This window comes from uncultured Paracoccus sp. (genome assembly GCF_937873615.1).
Classification (GTDB): Bacteria; Pseudomonadota; Alphaproteobacteria; order Rhodobacterales; family Rhodobacteraceae; genus Paracoccus.
The window spans coordinates 30,981-49,091 of sequence record NZ_CALMYP010000052.1 but is presented as its reverse complement, the minus strand read 5'-3'; the positions used below and the strand labels follow the sequence as shown (position 1 = coordinate 49,091).

At 67.6% G+C, this 18,111-nt stretch carries 12 protein-coding genes; 8 read left to right on the top strand and 4 right to left on the bottom strand.

Features of this window, described 5'->3' with window-relative positions:
* Positions 1-103 precede the first annotated feature (103 nt).
* Genes Q0330_RS12005 through Q0330_RS11990 form a run of 4 tightly spaced genes read right to left on the bottom strand, consistent with a single transcriptional unit; the run spans position 104 to position 4,668 of the window.
* On the bottom strand, positions 104-1,561 hold the full coding sequence (locus Q0330_RS12005; protein WP_299479325.1) for a hypothetical protein: 1,458 nt from the start codon (positions 1,559-1,561) through the stop codon (positions 104-106).
* A gap of 55 nt (positions 1,562-1,616) precedes the next feature.
* Positions 1,617-2,645, bottom strand: coding sequence for a substrate-binding domain-containing protein (locus Q0330_RS12000; RefSeq protein ID WP_299479322.1), 1,029 nt, complete (start codon positions 2,643-2,645; stop codon positions 1,617-1,619).
* The gene (locus tag Q0330_RS11995) at positions 2,600-4,006 is read right to left on the bottom strand and encodes a sensor histidine kinase (protein ID WP_299479319.1); all 1,407 of its coding nucleotides are present in this window, start codon (positions 4,004-4,006) and stop codon (positions 2,600-2,602) included. The genes Q0330_RS12000 and Q0330_RS11995 overlap by 46 nt, the downstream gene beginning before the upstream one ends.
* Entirely contained in the window at positions 4,003-4,668 is a 666-nt protein-coding gene (locus tag Q0330_RS11990; RefSeq protein WP_299479316.1) for a response regulator transcription factor, read from the bottom strand. The genes Q0330_RS11995 and Q0330_RS11990 overlap by 4 nt, the downstream gene beginning before the upstream one ends.
* A gap of 105 nt (positions 4,669-4,773) precedes the next feature.
* On the opposite strand from Q0330_RS11990, the gene Q0330_RS11985 reads away from it, so the two are divergent.
* The 8 genes from Q0330_RS11985 (at position 4,774) to Q0330_RS11950 (ending at position 18,085) form a co-directional block, all read left to right on the top strand.
* The gene (locus Q0330_RS11985; protein WP_299479313.1) at positions 4,774-5,733 is read left to right on the top strand and encodes a tripartite tricarboxylate transporter substrate-binding protein; all 960 of its coding nucleotides are present in this window, start codon (positions 4,774-4,776) and stop codon (positions 5,731-5,733) included.
* On the top strand, positions 5,730-6,173 hold the full coding sequence (locus tag Q0330_RS11980; protein WP_299479310.1) for a tripartite tricarboxylate transporter TctB family protein: 444 nt from the start codon (positions 5,730-5,732) through the stop codon (positions 6,171-6,173). The genes Q0330_RS11985 and Q0330_RS11980 overlap by 4 nt, the downstream gene beginning before the upstream one ends.
* Positions 6,174-6,176: 3 nt before the next feature.
* Entirely contained in the window at positions 6,177-7,703 is a 1,527-nt protein-coding gene (locus Q0330_RS11975; protein ID WP_299479307.1) for a tripartite tricarboxylate transporter permease, read from the top strand.
* 208 nt (positions 7,704-7,911) lie between these two features.
* On the top strand, positions 7,912-11,622 hold the full coding sequence (locus tag Q0330_RS11970) for a DUF4132 domain-containing protein (protein ID WP_299479304.1): 3,711 nt from the start codon (positions 7,912-7,914) through the stop codon (positions 11,620-11,622).
* Positions 11,622-12,722 carry an AAA family ATPase gene (locus tag Q0330_RS11965; protein ID WP_299479301.1) on the top strand — a complete coding sequence of 367 codons (1,101 nt, stop codon included), beginning with the start codon at positions 11,622-11,624 and terminating at the stop codon, positions 12,720-12,722. Before Q0330_RS11970 ends, Q0330_RS11965 begins: the two co-directional genes overlap by 1 nt.
* Positions 12,709-15,075: a DUF5682 family protein gene (locus Q0330_RS11960; RefSeq protein ID WP_299479298.1), complete on the top strand. Its 2,367-nt coding sequence runs from the start codon at positions 12,709-12,711 to the stop codon at positions 15,073-15,075. Before Q0330_RS11965 ends, Q0330_RS11960 begins: the two co-directional genes overlap by 14 nt.
* Positions 15,072-16,202, top strand: coding sequence for a VWA domain-containing protein (locus Q0330_RS11955; RefSeq protein WP_299479295.1), 1,131 nt, complete (start codon positions 15,072-15,074; stop codon positions 16,200-16,202). Before Q0330_RS11960 ends, Q0330_RS11955 begins: the two co-directional genes overlap by 4 nt.
* Positions 16,199-18,085, top strand: a complete 1,887-nt coding sequence (locus Q0330_RS11950; RefSeq protein WP_299479292.1) for a hypothetical protein — start codon at positions 16,199-16,201, stop codon at positions 18,083-18,085. The genes Q0330_RS11955 and Q0330_RS11950 overlap by 4 nt, the downstream gene beginning before the upstream one ends.
* Positions 18,086-18,111: the final 26 nt, after the last annotated feature.

Below are 18,111 nucleotides of genomic sequence, written 5' to 3'. Positions count from 1 at the left end.
CCGTTGTTGTCGCAAGATGTCTACGCCCGCGACGGCGGAACCACAACCGAGGCGCTGCGGCATCAGAAAGCCGCCTCAAGACCTGCCCCGTCCGACCCTGCACTCACAGCCACAAGGCCAGCAGCGTCACCCAAAGCGACAGGATCGCGCCGACAATCAGGATATACGGCCCGTTCCAGACCAGCCCCGCCCGGCGCGGCGAGACCTTGCCGAGCGCGCCGAGCAGCAGGACGGATGCCGTGAAGGGCGAGGTCGCGCCGCTGAGCGCCCAGCCCGCCGTAATCGCGGCGACGACTGCACTGGGCGAGACCCCCATTGCCGCAGGCGCGGGCAGAAGCGGGATGATCAGCGAAACGGCAAGGATCGGGTTCATCCCGATCTGGCCGGCCAGCACGATCAGCCAGATCAGCGGAATCAGCACCGCCAGTGCCGGCACCGCCGACAGATCGACCCCGTGCGAGGCCACCAGCGGCGCCAGCAGGAACGACCCCAGACTGCCGATGACAGCGGCCATGAACAGCAGCGCGATCTCGCCGCGATAGCCGGGCACCTCGGTCAGCAGATATTGCTTCACCCTTGTGCCGAGATGGCTTTGCGGCGACAGGTGCTGGCCCAGGGCCTGCAGCCAGACCCAGATCAGCGCGACGACGGGGATCAGCGACATGACCGCACCGATCACCGCCACCCCGGTGACGAAATGCAGCAAGGCCGTCCCGCCGACCACCGCACCAAGCAGCATCAGCAGCGGACGCAGGTTCAGCCACCAGCTTCCGGCCTCGACCGCGCGGGGCGGCGGCGGATGCGACAGGCGCGGCTTGAAGATCGTGTCGAGCGCCCAGCCCCCGACCAGCATGATCGCGGCGCTGATCAGGCAGGGCAGCACCGCCGCCCCCCAGCTTGCCCCGGGCACAAGCGCCACGCTGATCACCATCGAAAAGGCCATGGGCGACCAGGTCAGGGTCGAGATGAAGCCGCGCTGAATCGCCACCAGCATCCGCCGGGTGCGGTGATAACGGATCTCGGGGTCGGGCTCGCTGGCGGTGCTTTCGGTGGCAAGCGAGCCCAGCAAGGAAATCGCCCCGTAAAGCAGGATCAGCCCGAACAGATGCCCGCCCATGGTTAGCGCAGCATAGCGCAGCCCGGGCGGCTGCCGGGCCAGAAATCGACCGCATTCCAGGATTTCCTGAGAACCGACAGCGGCGCTGCGAAGCGCCGACAATGCGGTGAAGACGCCGATGACCAGACTGCCGCCCAGAATCGCGCGGCCGACGCCCTGCGCCCAGTCGGGGCGGGTCAAAATGGCGGTGAGCGTCAGCGCAATGCCAATGGCGATGAAGATGAAATGCGTGCGCTTCAGCTTCGGGACGCTCATCGCAATGGCGATCAGCGACAATGCGCCGGCGATCCAGGCGAAAGCCCCCGGCCCGCCATATTCCCGCACCGACATCGCGAAGACGACGCCGAAAAGCGGAAGCCCCACCAGCTCTGCCGTTCTTGCGCCTGATGGCATGACCTGTCCCCGGATATCCGACCCCGTGCCCCCGTTCGGGCCTGCTGCCATCATTTCGATCCGCCGGGCGGCGTCAATGCGTCGCAGGGGATTCCCTGGTTTCGGCTCAGGGCTGGACCATGGCCGCGGTCCATTCCGCCAGCAGGTTTCCCCGCCGCAACTGGTCGCCGTAAACCAGAAGCCCCGCATCCAGCCGGACCGGACGCAGATGCACCGAGGCCGCCGGTCCGGTTCCGGGGATCAGCGCCACACCGGAACTTTCGGCCATGATCGCCTGCGCCTCAGGCGTCAGCAGGAAGGACAGCATCTCGGTCGCGTATTCGGGATCGGGCGCATTCACGGGCACGAGCGCCGAGCGCTGGATGGCGAAGGTATAATCCTCAAGCGCGAGGCGGATCAGGTCGGGATCGTCAGGCGCATAGCGGGCGGCATAGCTGGCCACGACGTTATAGGCGATAGTGATGCGCCCGCTGCGCAGGTCGTTGATCATCTCGCCCGAGCAGCAATAGAGCCGGGTGTTCAGCCGGCCCATCACCTCGGCCAGCCGCCAGAAACTGTCCGACTGGCTGCTGTCCTGCGAAATCAGGAAATAGCCGACGCCGGAACTTTGCGGATCGTAGGTCGCCACCCGGCCATCGAAGCGGTCGGGATGCTCGCGCAGCATGGCGATCAGGTCGCGCCGGGTGCGCGGCGGCGCCAGATCGCCCAGCCCCCGGCGCGAGGCGAGCGTCAGAACCGGCTCCAGCGCCACGCCGAACAGCTGATCGCGCCAGCGGGCCCAATCCGGCAAGCCGTCGATCTCTGGCGAGATCGGGGCGGCAAAACCGTCATTGGCCAGCCGCATCTGCAGGTCCATCGCCGAAGACATCACCAGGTCGATTTCCGCCTGTTCGTCATGAATCGCCCGGAAGACCTCGGTGCTGGCGGCCTGCATGTAGCGGATGCGGGCCTCGGGGCGGTGACGCACGAAAGCCTCCATCACCGGGGCGATGGCGGGCACATCGGTGGTCGAGATGATCGACAATTCCCGCCCCTGGGGGGCGCCGAAAATCCGCTCCTCCTCGATCTCGAAGGCGCCGGCGGGCGCGATCAGGCCGAGGGCGAGGGTGACGATGGCAAGGACAAGATCGCGCATGCGCCTTTCTCCGCCCGGGGTTTCAGGGAGAAGCTGCCGCCATGGGCGGTGGCGGCCTCCTCGATGATGGTCAGGCCAAGGCCCGAGCCGACGATCTCGCCGACATTGCTGCCGCGCCGGAACCGCCCGGACAGATCGCCATCGTCGGGCGAAAGCCCCCGGCCCTCGTCCTCGACCGTCAGTTCGGTCCGGCCGTCCTGCCGGCGCAGGGCAACGAAGATGCGGCCCTCGTCATGCGAATATTTCAACGCATTGTCGAGGATGTTGCGCAGCGCCACCTCCAGCATCCGCCCGTCGCCCTGAACCCTGACCGGCTGATCCAGACCGCTCGCGACAAAGGCGATCTCGCGCATCTCGGCCACCGGTTCCAGCGCGCGCAGGACGCCGGCGGCAAGGGCGGCAAGGTCCACGGGCTCGGGTTCGAACTGCTCGCTGCGGTAAAGCACCGTCGCATGATCGAGGATCTGGCTGGCCGAACGGCTGCTTTCGCCAATCGCGCGCAGCATCCGGCGCAGGCGAATGCGCGTGGCCTCGTCCGAGGTTTCGGCAAGCGCGATCTCGGCTTCGGTGCGGACCAGCGACAAGGGCGTGCGGATGCGGTGCGCGGCCTCGAAGATGAAGGTTTCAGCCATTTGCAGGGCGCCGCGCAGCCGGGCGATGAAGCCGTTCAGCGCGCCTACCAGCGGCAGAAGCTCTCGCGGGGCGGGATGGCGCACCGGGCGCAGGTCCTGCGGGCCGCGCCGGGTCACCGCCTCGGCCAGCAGATCGACCGGCCCGATCACCGCGCGCGCCGCCAGCAGCGCCATCGGCACCGCCAGAAGCAGGAAGCCCATACCGACCCAGGCGGCGATGCGGGCGGTATCGCGGGCGATCAGGGCCTGCCCGTAACGGGTCTGGCCCAGCACCACCGTCACCTCGCGCAGCGAATCTTCCAGCAGCACCCGCCGCGTGACCGAGGCCAGCCGCAGCCGGTTGACGCCATAATCCGCCGAATAGAACACCGGCGACAGCGCCTCTGCCGGGACGGGTGGCGGCGGCAGGTCCTCGTAGCCCGAGACATGGCGCGGCCCGATGCTCAGACTGTAGAAGATCCGCTCGTTGCCCATCGCGCCCAGCATGGAAAAGGCCGCATAGGGCAGATCGAAGGCCAGCCCGTCATCGACCGGGCGGATCGCATCGGCGACCGCGATCACCGCCGCCCCCAGAACCGCGTCCTGACTGGCGCGAGAGGCCCGCTCTGCCGCCAGCCTGACGGCGAAGAACAGCGCCACGACCAGCACCAGCGACAGCGCCACGAATTGCCAGACCAGCCGGCCACGCAGCGAAAAGCCGGTCGAGCGGGCCGCAAGGAACCGCCTCATTCCGGGATCAGCCGATAGCCGACGCCGCGCAATGTCTCCAGCCGCGCGCCCGAACCGTCGAGCTTGCGGCGCAACCGGCCGACATAGACCTCGATCGCATTGTCGCTGACCTCCTCGTCGAAGGAAAACAGCCGGTCGATCAGGTGCGATTTCGAATAGGTCTGACCGGGGCGGGACAGCAGTATCTCCAGCAGGCGCAACTCTCTCGCGCGCAATTCGCGGGTTTCATCGCCGATGGTCAGGGTTGCCGCCAGTGCGTCGAAGGTGAAGCCCTTGAAATGCTGGCGGCTGTCGGCGGCCCCGGCATGGCGGCGCAGCACCGCCCGGCAGCGGGCCAGCAATTCGGCGAAATCGAAGGGCTTGGTGATATAATCGTCGGCACCCCGATCCAGCGTGCTGACCCTGTCGCTGAGCGAGGCGCTTGCCGTCATCATGATCACCGGGGTGTCGCGCCGGGCCTGTCTTTCGCGCGCCAGAAAGTCGCGCCCGTCCCCGTCCGGCAGGGAAATATCCAGCAGGATCAGATCGTAAGGGGCAGAATCCAGAAAATCCCTGGCTTCCAGAAGTGTCGCCGCACGGTCGACCCCATGCCCGTCAAGCGCCAGCCGCGACACCACCGCCGCAGCGAGATCGTCGCTATCCTCGACCAGCAGGAATCTCATCTGCTCAACTTTTCGTCATTGCATGACAGGTTCATGTCAGCTTTTCATCAATACCTGTGCATCGCAAGACCGCGCGCCCTGCGCGGAATACCCTGGGAGGATTGCATGAAGAACTGGACCCGTGCGGCCGTCGCCGCCCTGATGATGAGTGCCGCTGCCCCGGCCATGGCCGAAGAGTGCATCGCGCCGGCCAACCCCGGCGGCGGATGGGATTTCACCTGCCGCCAGATCGGCCGCATCATGACCGAACTGGGACTGGTCCCGAACATGGTGCAGGTCACCAACGTTGCCGGCGCCGGCGGCGGTGTCGCCTATGCGCAGGTCGTCGCAGACCGCAATGACGACGCCTCGGTCTTCGTCGCCGCCTCCTCGGCGACCACCACCCGCCTGGCCGAGAACGCCTTCGCCGGCGCCACCGCCGACCAGGTCCGCTGGGTCGGCACCATCGGCGGCGATCCGGGCGTGATCGTCGTGGGCAAGGACAGCCCCTATCAGAACCTCACCGATCTGGTCGAGGCGGTGAAGGCCGATTCGTCCAAGGTGGCCTTTGCCGGCGGCTCGGCCGTGGGCGGCTTCGACCACCTGAAGGTGCTGATGATGCTGGACAAAGCCGGCTTCGGCGATGCCCGCGCAGTCAAGTATATCGGCCTCGATGGCGGTGCCGACGCGATCACCCAGACCGTCGGCGGCTTCGCCCAGGCGATGACGGGCGACCTGTCCGAGATCACCGGCTTCATCAAGGCGGGCGACGTGCGCGCACTGGCGGTTCTTTCGGATGAACGCATTGCCGGCTTCGACGACATCCCGACCGCCAAGGAACAGGGCGTCGACATCACCGCGATGAACTGGCGCGGCATCTATGTGCCCAAGGGCATCAGCGACGAGGATTACAACAAATGGGTCGACTGGCTGAAGCAGGTCGGCGCCTCCGAGCAGTGGCAGCAGGCCATGGCCGAGAACGGCCTTGCCCCCTATGACATCTTCGGTGCCGATTTCGAGACCTTCGTGGCCGAAAACGTGACCGAGATCGAGGGCATCGCCAAAGAGATCGGGTTGCTGCAATGATCCGCGGCGACCGCATCTTCGGAGCGGTCATGATCGTCATCGCACTGGGGTATATCCTCAGTGCGCATGGCATCCAGACCAGCTTCATGTCCGATCCGGTCGGACCACGGCTGTTTCCCTACATGATCGCGGCGGTGATGATCGTCAGTGCAACGGTGATGATCCTGCGCCCGGACCCGGAAGCCGAATGGCCCGCCGGACCGATGCTGGCCCAGCTTGGCCTCGCGCTCGTGGTGCTGATCGCCTATGCCTATGCGATCACGCCGCTTGGCTTCATCATCCCGACCGCCATCGCCTCGGGCATCCTGAGCTGGCAGATCGGCGGCCACCCTACGCGCGCCGCGATTACCGGCCTGGGCCTCGGCATCGGGCTGTGGATCATGTTCCGTCTTGTCCTCGGGTTGAGCCTGCGCGGCCTGCCCCATGGCTGGGGGTTCTAGAGCATGGAAATGATTTCCAACCTGGCGATGGGTTTCGGCATCGCCTTCACGCCCTTCACCCTGCTTCTGGCGGTGATCGGCGCCTTCGTCGGCACCATTATCGGCGCCCTGCCGGGGCTTGGCCCGTCGAACGGCGTCGCCCTGCTTATTCCGATTTCCTTCTCGATGGGGCTCGACGCGATTTCGGCGCTCGTGCTGCTGACCTCGGTCTATTACGGGGCCATGTATGGCGGGCGGATCAGTTCGATCCTGCTCAACATCCCCGGTGACGAGCCGGCGATGATGACCACGCTCGACGGCTATCCCATGGCCCGTCAAGGCCTGGCGGGCGAGGCGCTCGTCGTCTCGGGCGTGGCCTCCTTCGTCGGGGCCTTCATTGCCACCATCGGGCTGATGGTCTTCGCCCCCTACCTTGCCGCCGTCGCCTACAAGTTCGGCCCGGCCGAGTATTTCGCGCTTTACATGCTGGCCTTCTGCACGCTTGGCGGGATGGGTTCGAACAACCAGGCCAAGGCCGCGATGTCGGCCTCGATCGGTCTGGCGCTGGCAATGGTCGGGCTGGACAAGACCACCGGCATGCCGCGCTTCACCTTCGGCGAGTTGCATCTGCAGGACGGGATCGACTTCCTTGTCGCCATCGTCGGTCTGTTCGCCGTGGCCGAAGTGTTCTTCTTCATCGAAAGCCACGGCAAGGACAGCGCCATCGGCGTCAAGCTGGGCAAGGTGCTGATCCCGTGGAAGATGCTGAAGCGGTGCACCGGCGCCATGCTGCGCGGCACCGGCATCGGCTTTGTCGCCGGCGTGTTGCCGGGCGCGGGCGCGTCGCTGGGGTCCTTCCTCGCCTATATGACCGAGAAATCGGTTGCCAGCGACAAGGACACATTCGGCAAGGGCAACCCGAAAGGCGTGGCCGCGCCCGAGGCTGGCAACAACGCCGCCGCCGGTGGCGCATTGGTGCCGATGCTGACGCTCGGCGTGCCGGGTTCGGGGACGACGGCGGTGCTGCTGGCGCTGCTCCTGACGCTGAACATCACCCCCGGACCGCTGCTGTTCACCGAACGGCCGGAAGTGGTGTGGTCGCTGATCGCCTCGCTTCTGATCGCCAATATCGTGCTGCTGCTGATGAACGTGCCGATGGTGAAGATCTTCGTGCATATCCTGTCGGTGCCGGCCTGGGTGCTGCTGCCGGGCGTGACCATGATCGCCTTCGTCGGCATCTACTCGCTGACCGGCTCCAGCTTCGACATGCTGATGATGGTCGGCTTCGGGGTGCTGGGTTACGTCATGCGCAAGCTCGACATGCCGACCGTGCCGGTGATCCTCGGCATCCTTCTGGGCAACGCGATGGAGGACAACCTGCGCCGCGCCATGGTGCTGTCGAATGGCGACTGGACCTTCCTGTTCAGCTCGGCCATCTCCATCGGGCTCTGGGTCGCCGCCATCCTTGGCTTCCTGGCGCCGTTCTTCCTGCGCCGGGTGCTGAAGAAGCCGCCGATGCCGGAGACGGACCCGACCCTGAACGAGGACTGATTACCCCTCGTCAGGGTGCCTTCAAGGGGCAGGGCCACACGCCCTGCCCCTTTTCGCATCCGCCGCCGGGTGGACAAAGATCGCCGCGCTCGCAAGAATGCCGCAGCAATCATTCGGCGGGTCGCGGCACGGATCTGCCCCCAAGCCTGTATTTCACGTCATGCCGGGCCGCGCCGACTGCTGCCCCGGCCAATTTTAGGGGTCGCTTATGTTTGGCAAGTCTTTGAAGCGCGTCTTCGGCAAGGGCCAAGGTGGACCTGCCGAGCCGCCCGCATCCTCCGAACTGCTGGCCTGCTTCGCCTTTCTCGACCGCGCCAGACCCGGCTATACCGCGCGGCTGGTGAATTTCATCGAAACCGGCGCCGACCGCGCGGCTGTGGCGGAGATCGAGGCAAATGCCGATGCCGTTCACGAGGCCCTGAAAGAACACCGCCTCGCCGAAGCGCAGAAAAATGACCCGAAGCGGGATTACACGCATTACATTCCCCATGCGGCAAGCGAAGCCGCGCTTCCTGACGCGGTGCTGCTGTCGGAGGGCGATCCCGACCGGATCGTGCGCCTGATCGAGGCCGGTCTGGCGGCGCAACTGATGCGTCAGCAGACCTATTTCGGATATAATGTGAACGGCGACCTGATGACGCCCGGCGCATATCATGTCTTCCAGAGCGTCCGCATCCATCGCAACAAGGAGCTGCCCAAGGACGGGCGCAGCAGCTTCGCCGATCTTCTTGCCGCCTCCACCGCGCTGAAAGTCGGTCACGAGGCGTTGCTGGCTTCGGGCTTCTGGCATGACTGGACCCGAGACGGGCTGGGCATCTACGGCTTCGAATGGATCAGTTCGGCCCCGTTGGAGGTATTGTCCCGCGCGATGAAACAGCTGAATGCCGATCAGCGCGAATCGCTGTTGCAAGCCTGCCTTGATGCGAGTGTGGCGCCGCAGGGCGACGTGCTGCCCTATTGGTTCACGCTGACCGATGACGGTTCGGCCAAGGTGCGCGACGTGGCCCGGCGGCTGATACAGGCCTCGGACGACGCCCGGCAGTCGGAGATGGCCATTGCCGCGCTGTCCTCGGGCAAGGCGGCGCAGCGGGCGGTCATGGTCCAGATTCTGGGCGAATCCGGTACCGAGGAGGCCGTGGCGGCGCTGAAGGAACGCCAGCCGCAGGAAAAGACCCGCGCGGTGCAATTGCTGATCGACCAGTTCCTGAGCGCCCCGGCACCCCAGGGCGCGGACCCCGACCGGCCCGGCTTCGAGGCGGCGGACGGTCAATGGATCACCCCGCCCGAATTCGCGCTGCCCGCCGATGACGGCGCAAAGCCCTTCGGTGCCGAGGACGAGGCCGAGTTGCGCGCGCTTGAGGATGCCGCCTATGAGCGGGACATGAGGCGGTGGACGGAAACCCCGCCGGACCAACGCTATGGTGGCTGGACCAAGCCTGAACGCCACGACGACTGGCAGGAGGTTCTGGCCGCCGCGAATGGCGATCTCGGCACATTTACCTATTGCCCCTATTACCTGACGAGTTGGTTTGAAAAGGCGGTGCCGCGCATGTCGCCGGGCCGGGTCCTGCGGCTTTGGGCGCGCAATGCCGATGACGACCTGTACCTGTATAGCCATGAACCGGAGGCCAGGGCCGTCGATGAACTGCTGGAAGACGGCAGCATCGACGCCAGAACGCTCGTCGCCGCACTTGAGGCCGATTACGCCACCGGCCAGCCAAGGCGTCACCGCAACCATGGCAAGACGCGCGATCAGGATACGCCGCTGCCGGAATGGATCATGTCGCGCGCCCTGTCGGGCGATGGCTATTCCTTTCTCCATCTGCCGGACCGCGCCGTCTGGCCAATGATCGCGGATCACCTGCCCATGTTGGCCGAGAACCTGCCCCCGCATGAGCTGAATTTCACCCAGAACATGCGGGCGATGGCGTTGATCGAAAAGCTGCCGGCGCTGCCGAAGGTGCTGATCGCGGCCCTCGTCAATGCCAGCACAGCCGAAGCCCGCAGTGTCCGCAGATCGGCGCAGGCCTTGTTGGCCGGGGTTGCGGACGTGACGCCGCAGATCGTCGACGCGCTGTCCGACAGCCGGCAGGCGGTGCGCGCCAATGCCGCCAGCTTCCTGGCGCAGCGCGGCGATGACAGCGTGCTGACGGCGCTGGAAAAGCAGCTGAAGAAGGAGAAGGCCGATCTTGCCCGCGCAGCCCTGATCGCGGCGATTGCAACGCTCGGCGGCGACAGCGCGGCCTGGCTGGGTCAGGCGGCACTGGAGCGTGAGGCGGCGGATAACGCGAAGAAGCTGAAGGGCGACAAGATCGACTGGCTGGCGCAGGAAACCGCGCCGGTGCTGCACTGGAAGGACGGCACGCCGGTCGCGGGCGATCTGCTGGACGGCTGGCTGAAACTTGCGGTCAAGCTGAAGACGCTGGAAGACGGCGCCGGCCTGTTCCGGCTCTATCTCGACCAGTTGCGCCCCGAGGATGCGGCGGCGCTTGGCGATTGGGTGCTGTCATCCTGGATCGCCTTCGACACCGCGAAACGCGCGCGAGAAGACATTTATCGCGAGCAGCTCGAAGCCGCGAAGATCACGCTCTCGGACCCTCATAATGCCAGAATGTACGGGCCGCTCAGCGCCGAGGCACTTGCGACGCGGTGGACCAATATGCAGACAACGGAATATCCCAATTCCGGTGCCGCATCGAAAGGCATTCTGGCGCTGACGCTGGACGCCACGCCGCAGACGCAGGCGCGGCTGGCCTCGGGCTATCTGAAGAACCACGGCAAGCGCGTGGCCCAGGCCAAGACCATGGTCGAACTGCTGGCGCTGTCGGGCAGCCCCGATGCGCTGCAGGTCGTCGTCGCCACCGCCACCCGCTTCAAGCAGCGCACCGTGCGCGAACTGGCCGAACAGCTGGTCGAACGCGTGGCCGAGGAGCGCGGCTGGACGGCGGATGAACTGGCCGACCGCTCGATCCCTTCGGGCGGGCTGGAGGAAGGCGGGGTGCTGGACCTGCCGATGGGCGAGGACGCAAAGCCCTATCAGGCGCGGCTGGATTCGGGGCTGGTGCTGCATCTGCACAATCCCGATGGCAGGCCGGTGAAATCCCTGCCCGCCGGCTCGGACGAGAACAGCAAGGACTCGAAGGCGCTACTGACTGCGGCCAAGAAGGTGCTGAAAGAGGTGGTCCAGAAACAGTCGGGCCGGCTTTACGAGGCCATGCTGACCGGTCGCGACTGGAGCCTTCAGGCCTGGCAGACCGACCTGCGCGGCCATCCCATCGTCGGCCGCCTGTGCGAACGGGCGATCTGGCGCGGGCTCGATGCCGAAGGCCGGCCCCTCGCGATCTTCCGCCCGACCGCCGAGGGCGATCTGATGACGGCGGAAGGCGACGATGCCGATCTGGCCGGCGTCGAACGCATCGACCTTGTCCATGCCACCGCGCTGACGCCCGAGGCCCTAGCCGCCTGGGCCGAACACCTGCGCGATTTCGAGGTCGCGCCGCTGTTTTCCCAGATCGACCGGCCGGTCCTGACCCTGCCCGAAGATCAGACGGCAACCGATGCCATCACCGACCGCAAGGGCTGGATGATGGACAGTCTGAAGCTGCAAAGCCTGGCCGCGAAACTGGGCTATGACCGCGGCGGGGCCGAGGATGGCGGCAGCGTCACGAGCTATGACAAGCGCATCGACGGGCTGGATATCCGGGCCGAGATGGGCTTTTCCGGCACCTATTTCGGTGCCGAAAGCCACCCGGTCGCGCTGACCGAGATGCGCTTCTATCGCATCGGCGCGCGCCACTATCGGCCACTGCAATTGGCGGACCTGCCGCCCCGGCTGCTGTCGGAGTGCTGGAACGACCTGCACAATGTCGCGAAATCCGGGGCCTTCGATCCCGAATGGGAAAAGAAAGGGCTGTGGTAATGGCCGAAACCCTGCGCCAGCCGGCGGAAGTCACCCATACCGAGGACCTTTCCCGGCTGGCAAAGGCCGATCCCGGTCCGCGCCCGCCCGGCTGGTCGCTGACCCCGCGCGCTGTCCGCCGCTTCATCTGTGGCGACGAAGACCTTGGGATCACGGCGAAATTCGTCGGCGACGACGCGCTTGTGGATCGTTCCATCGTCTCGCTGATGGGCCGGCAGGGGCTGATGCTGGTGGGCGAGCCGGGCACCGCGAAATCGCTGCTTTCGGAACTGCTGGCCGCCGCGATTTCGGGTCGCTCGAACGCGGTCGTGCAGGGCTCGGCCGGGATCATCGAGGATCACCTGCGCTATGGCTGGAACTATGCGCTGCTGCTGGCGCAGGGGCCAAGCCCGGCGGCCATGGTGCCCTCGCCCGTGCTCAATGCCATGCGCGAGGGCCATATCGTGCGGATCGAGGAAATCACCCGCTGCGCGCCCGAGGTGCAGGACGTGCTGATCTCGCTCATGTCGGAAAAGACCATGGCGGTGCCGGAACTGGGCGACGATCACGAGATCCGCGCCCGCCCCGGCTTCAATGTCATCGCCACGGCGAACCTGCGCGATCAGGGCGTGCATGGCATGTCCTCGGCGCTGAAACGGCGGTTCAATTTCGAAACCGTCCAACCGATTGCCGATGCAGGGCATGAACGCGCGCTGCTGGCCCGGCAACTGGCCGAACGCATGGCCGAACAGCCCGAGATGCCGCAGCTCGATCCCGATGTGCTGGGCCTTCTGGTCACCGTTTTCCGCGAATTGCGCGCCGGCAAGCTGGAGGACGGCACCCCGATGGCCAAGCCGAAGGCGGTGATGTCGACCGCCGAAAGCGTCAACCTTGCCCATGCGGCGCTGCTCGACGCGGCCTATCTGGACCGGGGGCCGCTGTCGCCCCGGCATCTGGCGCGGCAATTGCAGGGGGTGGTGTTCAAGGACGACCCCGAGGATGCGAGGAAGCTTGCCGCCTATATCGACGTGGCGGCGCGCGACCGGGCACGGGATTCGGCGCTGTGGAAGGAATTCTATCAGGCTGCGCAGGCGGGGCTGGCGAAGAATGGCCTTGGCTGACCGGCTGGACCGGGACGCGATCCGGCAGAAGCTCTTCGGCGGGCCGGCGATCTTCGCACCGATCCGCCACCATTCCCCCGCCTGCGCCTGGGCCTTGCGCGCCATGATCCGCGCCCATCGCCCAGAGGTGGTGCTGATCGAGGCCCCCGACGATCTGGCCGGCCATATCCCGCATCTGCTGGATGGCGAGGCCCGCTTTCCGCTCTCCGTGGTCGCCCTTGGCACCGCGCCCGAGGATGGCGGCCCGCGCCCGGCCACCTATCTGCCCTTCTCGGATCACGCGCCCGAAACCATCGCTATCCGCGAGGCGGCGGCCCTCGGTGCCGAGATCGTGTTCATCGACCTGCCGGTGAATGCCCGCAGCCTGTCCCCGGGCCGGCCGATGCCGGTCCAGCCCGAAACGCCCTTCGATCAGGCCGATTTCGTCGCCGAGACCTGCCGCCGGCTGGATCTTCGCGACGGGCTTGAGCTGTGGGATACGCTGTTCGAGACCCGGCTGGGACAGGCCGACTGGCAGGGTTTCTTCACCGATGCCTATGCCTATTGCGCGGCGCTGCGCGCCTCGACCCCGGCGGCGGTGCTGGAGGCCGACGATACCCTGCCGCGCGAGGCGCAGATGCGCGCCCATCTGGCCCGCCATGCCGGCAAGCGCGCGGTGGTGGTGACCGGCGGCTTTCACACCCCGGCGCTGATCGAAGGCGGCACGTCCGGGTCCCCGGCCACGGCCAGCCCATCCGAAAGCTACCTGATCGGCTATGGCGAGGAAGCCCTGGACGCGCTGTCCGGCTATGGCGCCGGGCTGCGATTTCCGGCCTGGTATGCGGCACTCTGGTCCCGGGCCGAGGCCGCAGGCGGCCCGCCCGACTGGACCGATCATGCGCTGAGCCTCCTGCATGTCTTCGCCCGGGCCGAGGCCGCGTCCGGCCAGCCCATCGCCCTGCCCCAGCAGGTCGAGACGCTGGCCCTGGCGCAGGGTCTGGCCAGCCTGCGCGGGCGCGACGCGATCATGCTCCATGACCTGATCGAGGCCATGCGCAGCGCCCTGATCAAGGGCGAGGCCCATGCCGACGACCGCCGCTCCATCGCGTTTCGGGCGCATCTGCGCGGCTTCGCCCTCGGTGCTGCCCCCCGCGCCGCCGGCCTGCCGCCCATCGTCCACGATGCCCGCCGCCGGGCGGCCTCGGCCCGGGTCGATCTGAGCGACAGCCTCAGGCGGTCGCGCAAGCTGGATTTCCGGCGCAGGCCCGGCCATGCCGAGGCCTCGCATTTCTTTCACCAGATGCAGATCCTCGATGCCGGTTTCGCCGCGCTGATCGCCGGCCCGGACCCGGCAGGCGGGGCGCGCGCCGGGCTGATCTTCGAGGAATGGGAGATCGCCTGGTCGCCGCAGGTCGAAGGCCGGCTGATCGAGGCCGCGCGCCTTGGTGCCACCGTTCCCGAAGCGGCGGCGATGCGGCTGCTGGAACGCCGCGACCATCTGGTCGAGGCCGGTCGCGCCGACGATCTTTCGGCGCTTCTGGACCTGATGATCGGCGCGGCGCGGGCCGGGCTTCTGGGCCGGATGGGCACGGTTCTGGACAGCCTCGCCCAGCTTCTGCCGCAAAGCGCCGACCTGCCCGGGCTGGCCGATTTCGTCGCCCGTGCCGGAACGGCAGCCCTGCCCGGATCGGCATTGGCGAATACCGACGGGGTGGATTTCGAGGAATTGACCCGCCGCGCCTATGCCCGTTTCCTGCATCTCTGCGACGCTTTGCCCAAGTCGCCCGAGGAGGCGCTCGACGGCCATATCCGCGCCCTTGGCCGCATCGCCGCCTGCCTTGCCAACCCGGATTTTCCGGCCCTCGATGCCGGGCGTTTCCACCGGGCGCTGCGGGCGGTGGGCAATGCGGCCGAGACCCCGGCGCTGCTGCGCGGCGCGGTCTTCGGGCTGATGCTGCGCGCCGGACTTCTGGAGGAGAGCGTGATGGCAAACGCGCTTGCCGGCGGGCTGGCCACCATCGGCGCCGGCCCGGCCGAGCGCGCGGCGGTGCTGGACGGGCTTTTGCGCAGCGCGCCGATGCTGCTCTGGCAAAGCCGCGAGGTGCTGATGGCCGCCGAAAGCGCATTGGCGGCACTGGACGATGACAGCTTTCTGGACCAGCTTCCGGCGCTCAGGCGCAGCCTGACGCAGCTGAACCCGCATGAGACCAACCGCCTCGCCGACGAATTGGCCGAGATCTATGGAATCGGTGCCACCGCCCTGACCGTGCAATCCCGATTTACCGAGGCCGAGGCCGCGCGCGCCCTGCGCGCCGACCGGGTGCTGCGCGCGCAACTGCTTGCCGATGGCCTTGGCGATTGGGTGCCGGCATGAGCCGCACGACCGCCGAACGCTGGCGCCTGCTGCTTGGCCGACATGCCGAAACCGCGCTTGGCGCCTGCCTTGGCGGTGCCGATGGCAGGCGCGATCAGGCGCTCGATTTCCTTTATTCCCGCGAATACCGGGCGCGCGGCATCGACCCGGGACAGCGCCGCCATAAGCGCGACGGCTCGGCCGATCCGACGCAGATGAAGGCCATCGACTGGCTGGGAGAGATGCGCGCATTGTTCCCCGAGACCGTCGCCGAGCGCCTGACCGAGGAGGCCGTCAGCCGTTATGGCCTGACCGACCTGCTGAGCGATCCGCGCGTGCTGGAAGACCTCACCCCCTCGCCGGGGCTGCTGCGCAGCCTGATGTCGCTGCAGGGCCGCGCCGATCCGGCGCTGAAGGCCGAAATCCGCCGCATCGCCGACCGGGTCGTGCAGGAGATCATGGAGAAGCTGCGCGTGGCCCTGCAACGGGCCATGTCCGGGCGGCGCAACCGCCATGCGCGCTCGCCCCACAAGGCGGCGGCGAATTTCGATGCCCGCGCCACCATCCGCGCCAATCTGGCCCATTGGGACAGCACCCGGCAGGTGCTGATCGCCGAACGGTTGCGCTTCAATTCCCGTCAGACGCGACGCCTCGACTGGACGGTGATCCTTTGTGTGGACCAGTCCGGCTCGATGACCGACAGCCTGATCTTCTCGGCGCTGATGGCGGCGATCCTGTCGGGCCTGCCGGGGATCCGGGTGAAGATGGTGCTGTTCGACACCTCGGTTCTGGATGTGACCGACCGGCTGGACGACCCGCTGGAACTGCTGCTGTCGGTGCAACTGGGCGGCGGCACCGATATCGGCAAGGCGCTGACCTATTGCGAAGGGCTGGTCGAGGCACCGACGCGCACGGTGCTGGCGCTCGTCTCGGATTTCTGCGAGGGCGTCTCGCCGCGGCGGATGCTGGCCTCGGTCGCGCGGCTGCAAGGCGCGCGGGTCAGGATGCTGGGCATCGCGGCGCTGGATGACAGCGGTCGCGCCGATTACGACCGCCGCATGGCCGGGGAACTGGCGGCACTGGGGATGAGCGTCGCCACGCTGACCCCCGACGCCTTCGCCGACTGGCTGGCCGAGGTCATGGCATGAGCCGGTTGGCCGATTTCCTTGCCACCCTCGACGAGGCGGCGCTGATCGCGGCGGCGAACAAGGGCATCCTGATCCGCGCCCGCAAGGATGCCGGCGGCGGCAAGGTCGCGCTGACCGCGCAGGACGATACGACGGCCAGCCTGCAGATGGATGCCGAGACGATCACGCTGGACGCCAAAGGTCTGGCCGCCTGCCGCTGCACCTGCCCGGCCCCGGGCACCTGCCGCCATCAGGTCGCCGCGATCCTGTTCCTGCGCGAGATCGTGGCCGAGACGCCAGCGACCGAACCCTCCGGGGACGCACCTCCCGGCCCCGCATTCACCCTGGACGAGGTCGAGCGTTTCGCCCGCACCGACTGGCCGCTGGCGCTTGCCCTGTGCGACGAGTCCTTCGAGACCGAGACCGGCATCAGCCGCAGCGTCCGCTTTCCCGAGACCGGCGAAAGCGTGACCTTCCTGTCCGGTCGCCCCCTCTCTGACGCGCTGTTCAAGGGGCCGCGCAGTAGCCGAAGACGCCGCGTCGTGGCCGCAGCCGCGCTGATCCTGCTGCGCGAAGGCGGCACCGCGCTGCCCGATCACATCGCCACCGAGGCCGCGCGTCGGGCGGTGACGCCAAGGCTTCTCGATCTGACACAGGCGGCACTCAGGCAGGCGGCAGGCGCGCTTGCTTCGGGTCAGGTGATCGAGGCCGGAAACCGGCTGTTCACCATCGCCATCTCGGCCCGGACCGAGGCCGTGCCGCGCCTTGCCGGCGCGCTGCGCGGGCTGTCGGAACGGCTCGACCCTGACCGGCTGCGCCGTGCCGAGGACCGGCCCGAGGCGATCCTTGCGGCCCTTGCCGCCGCCTATGCGCTGAGCAATGCGCTGCGCCACGCCCCCAACGATCCGGCCCTGACCGGCATCCAAGCGCGCAGTTTCACCAGCCACGGCCGGCGCGAATTGCTGTTCCTCGGGGCCGAGGATTGGCGCAACGATACCGGCGCGCGCGGCTTCACCGGCTTTCTCTTCGATCCAAAAACCGGCAGCCTTCACCGCGCCACCGATGCGCGCGGGGCCGGAACCGATCTGACCTATGGCGGTGCCGCGCAATGGCAGGCGCCGCTATGGTCCGTGGGCACGGCTGCGCGGCTGGCCGGCTGCCGGCTGGTCTTCCCCGATCTTGCCATGGCCGCCGATGGGGCGCTGTCGCTGAGCCAGAGCGCCGAACTGGCCGGCCCTGCGCCCGCCGCCGCACTGATCGCGCATCCATCGGTGCAGGACGACTGGAACCGGCTGTGGGATCATCTGCAGACGACCGGCGGCAGCGGCTTGCGGCGGAAACGCGGAGAGACTCTGGCGCTGATCCGGCCCGAGGCGGCGACCGATCCCGAATTCGACCCGCTGCGCCAGCAGGACATCTGGCCATGGGTGGATACGGGGGGCGATCTGCTGCCGCTCGCCCTGCCCGATCATGCGCGGGATATCCATCTGTTGCCCCCCGCGCTCGGTCTGGCCGCCTTCGGTGTGACCGGCCCCCGGCTGATCGCCTTTTGGCCCGCAGGCAGCGATACCCCGCAATCCCTGCGCGATCCGGCGCTGCACTGGCGGCGCGCCGACCGGCCGGCGGGACAGGAGCCGCCCCGGCCCGCCGCCCGCGAGACCGCGACCCATCGCCCCGACGCGCTGGAACGCTGGTTCGACCGCCTGCAGGAGGCGATCCTGTCCCGCCTGGGTCAGCCCACAACCCCGTGGCGCGCGGATCTGATCCGAGATGCCGAAACCCTCGGGCTCAGGCTGATCTCGGTCGCGCTGACCGAGACGCAGGGCGCGCCGCTGCTGGCGGATCAGGCGTTGAAGCTGGCCTATCTGGCCGATCAGGCCCGCTTGCTGTCCCGTCGGGCCTGACTTGTTCCAAGGCTTGCCCGGATGCG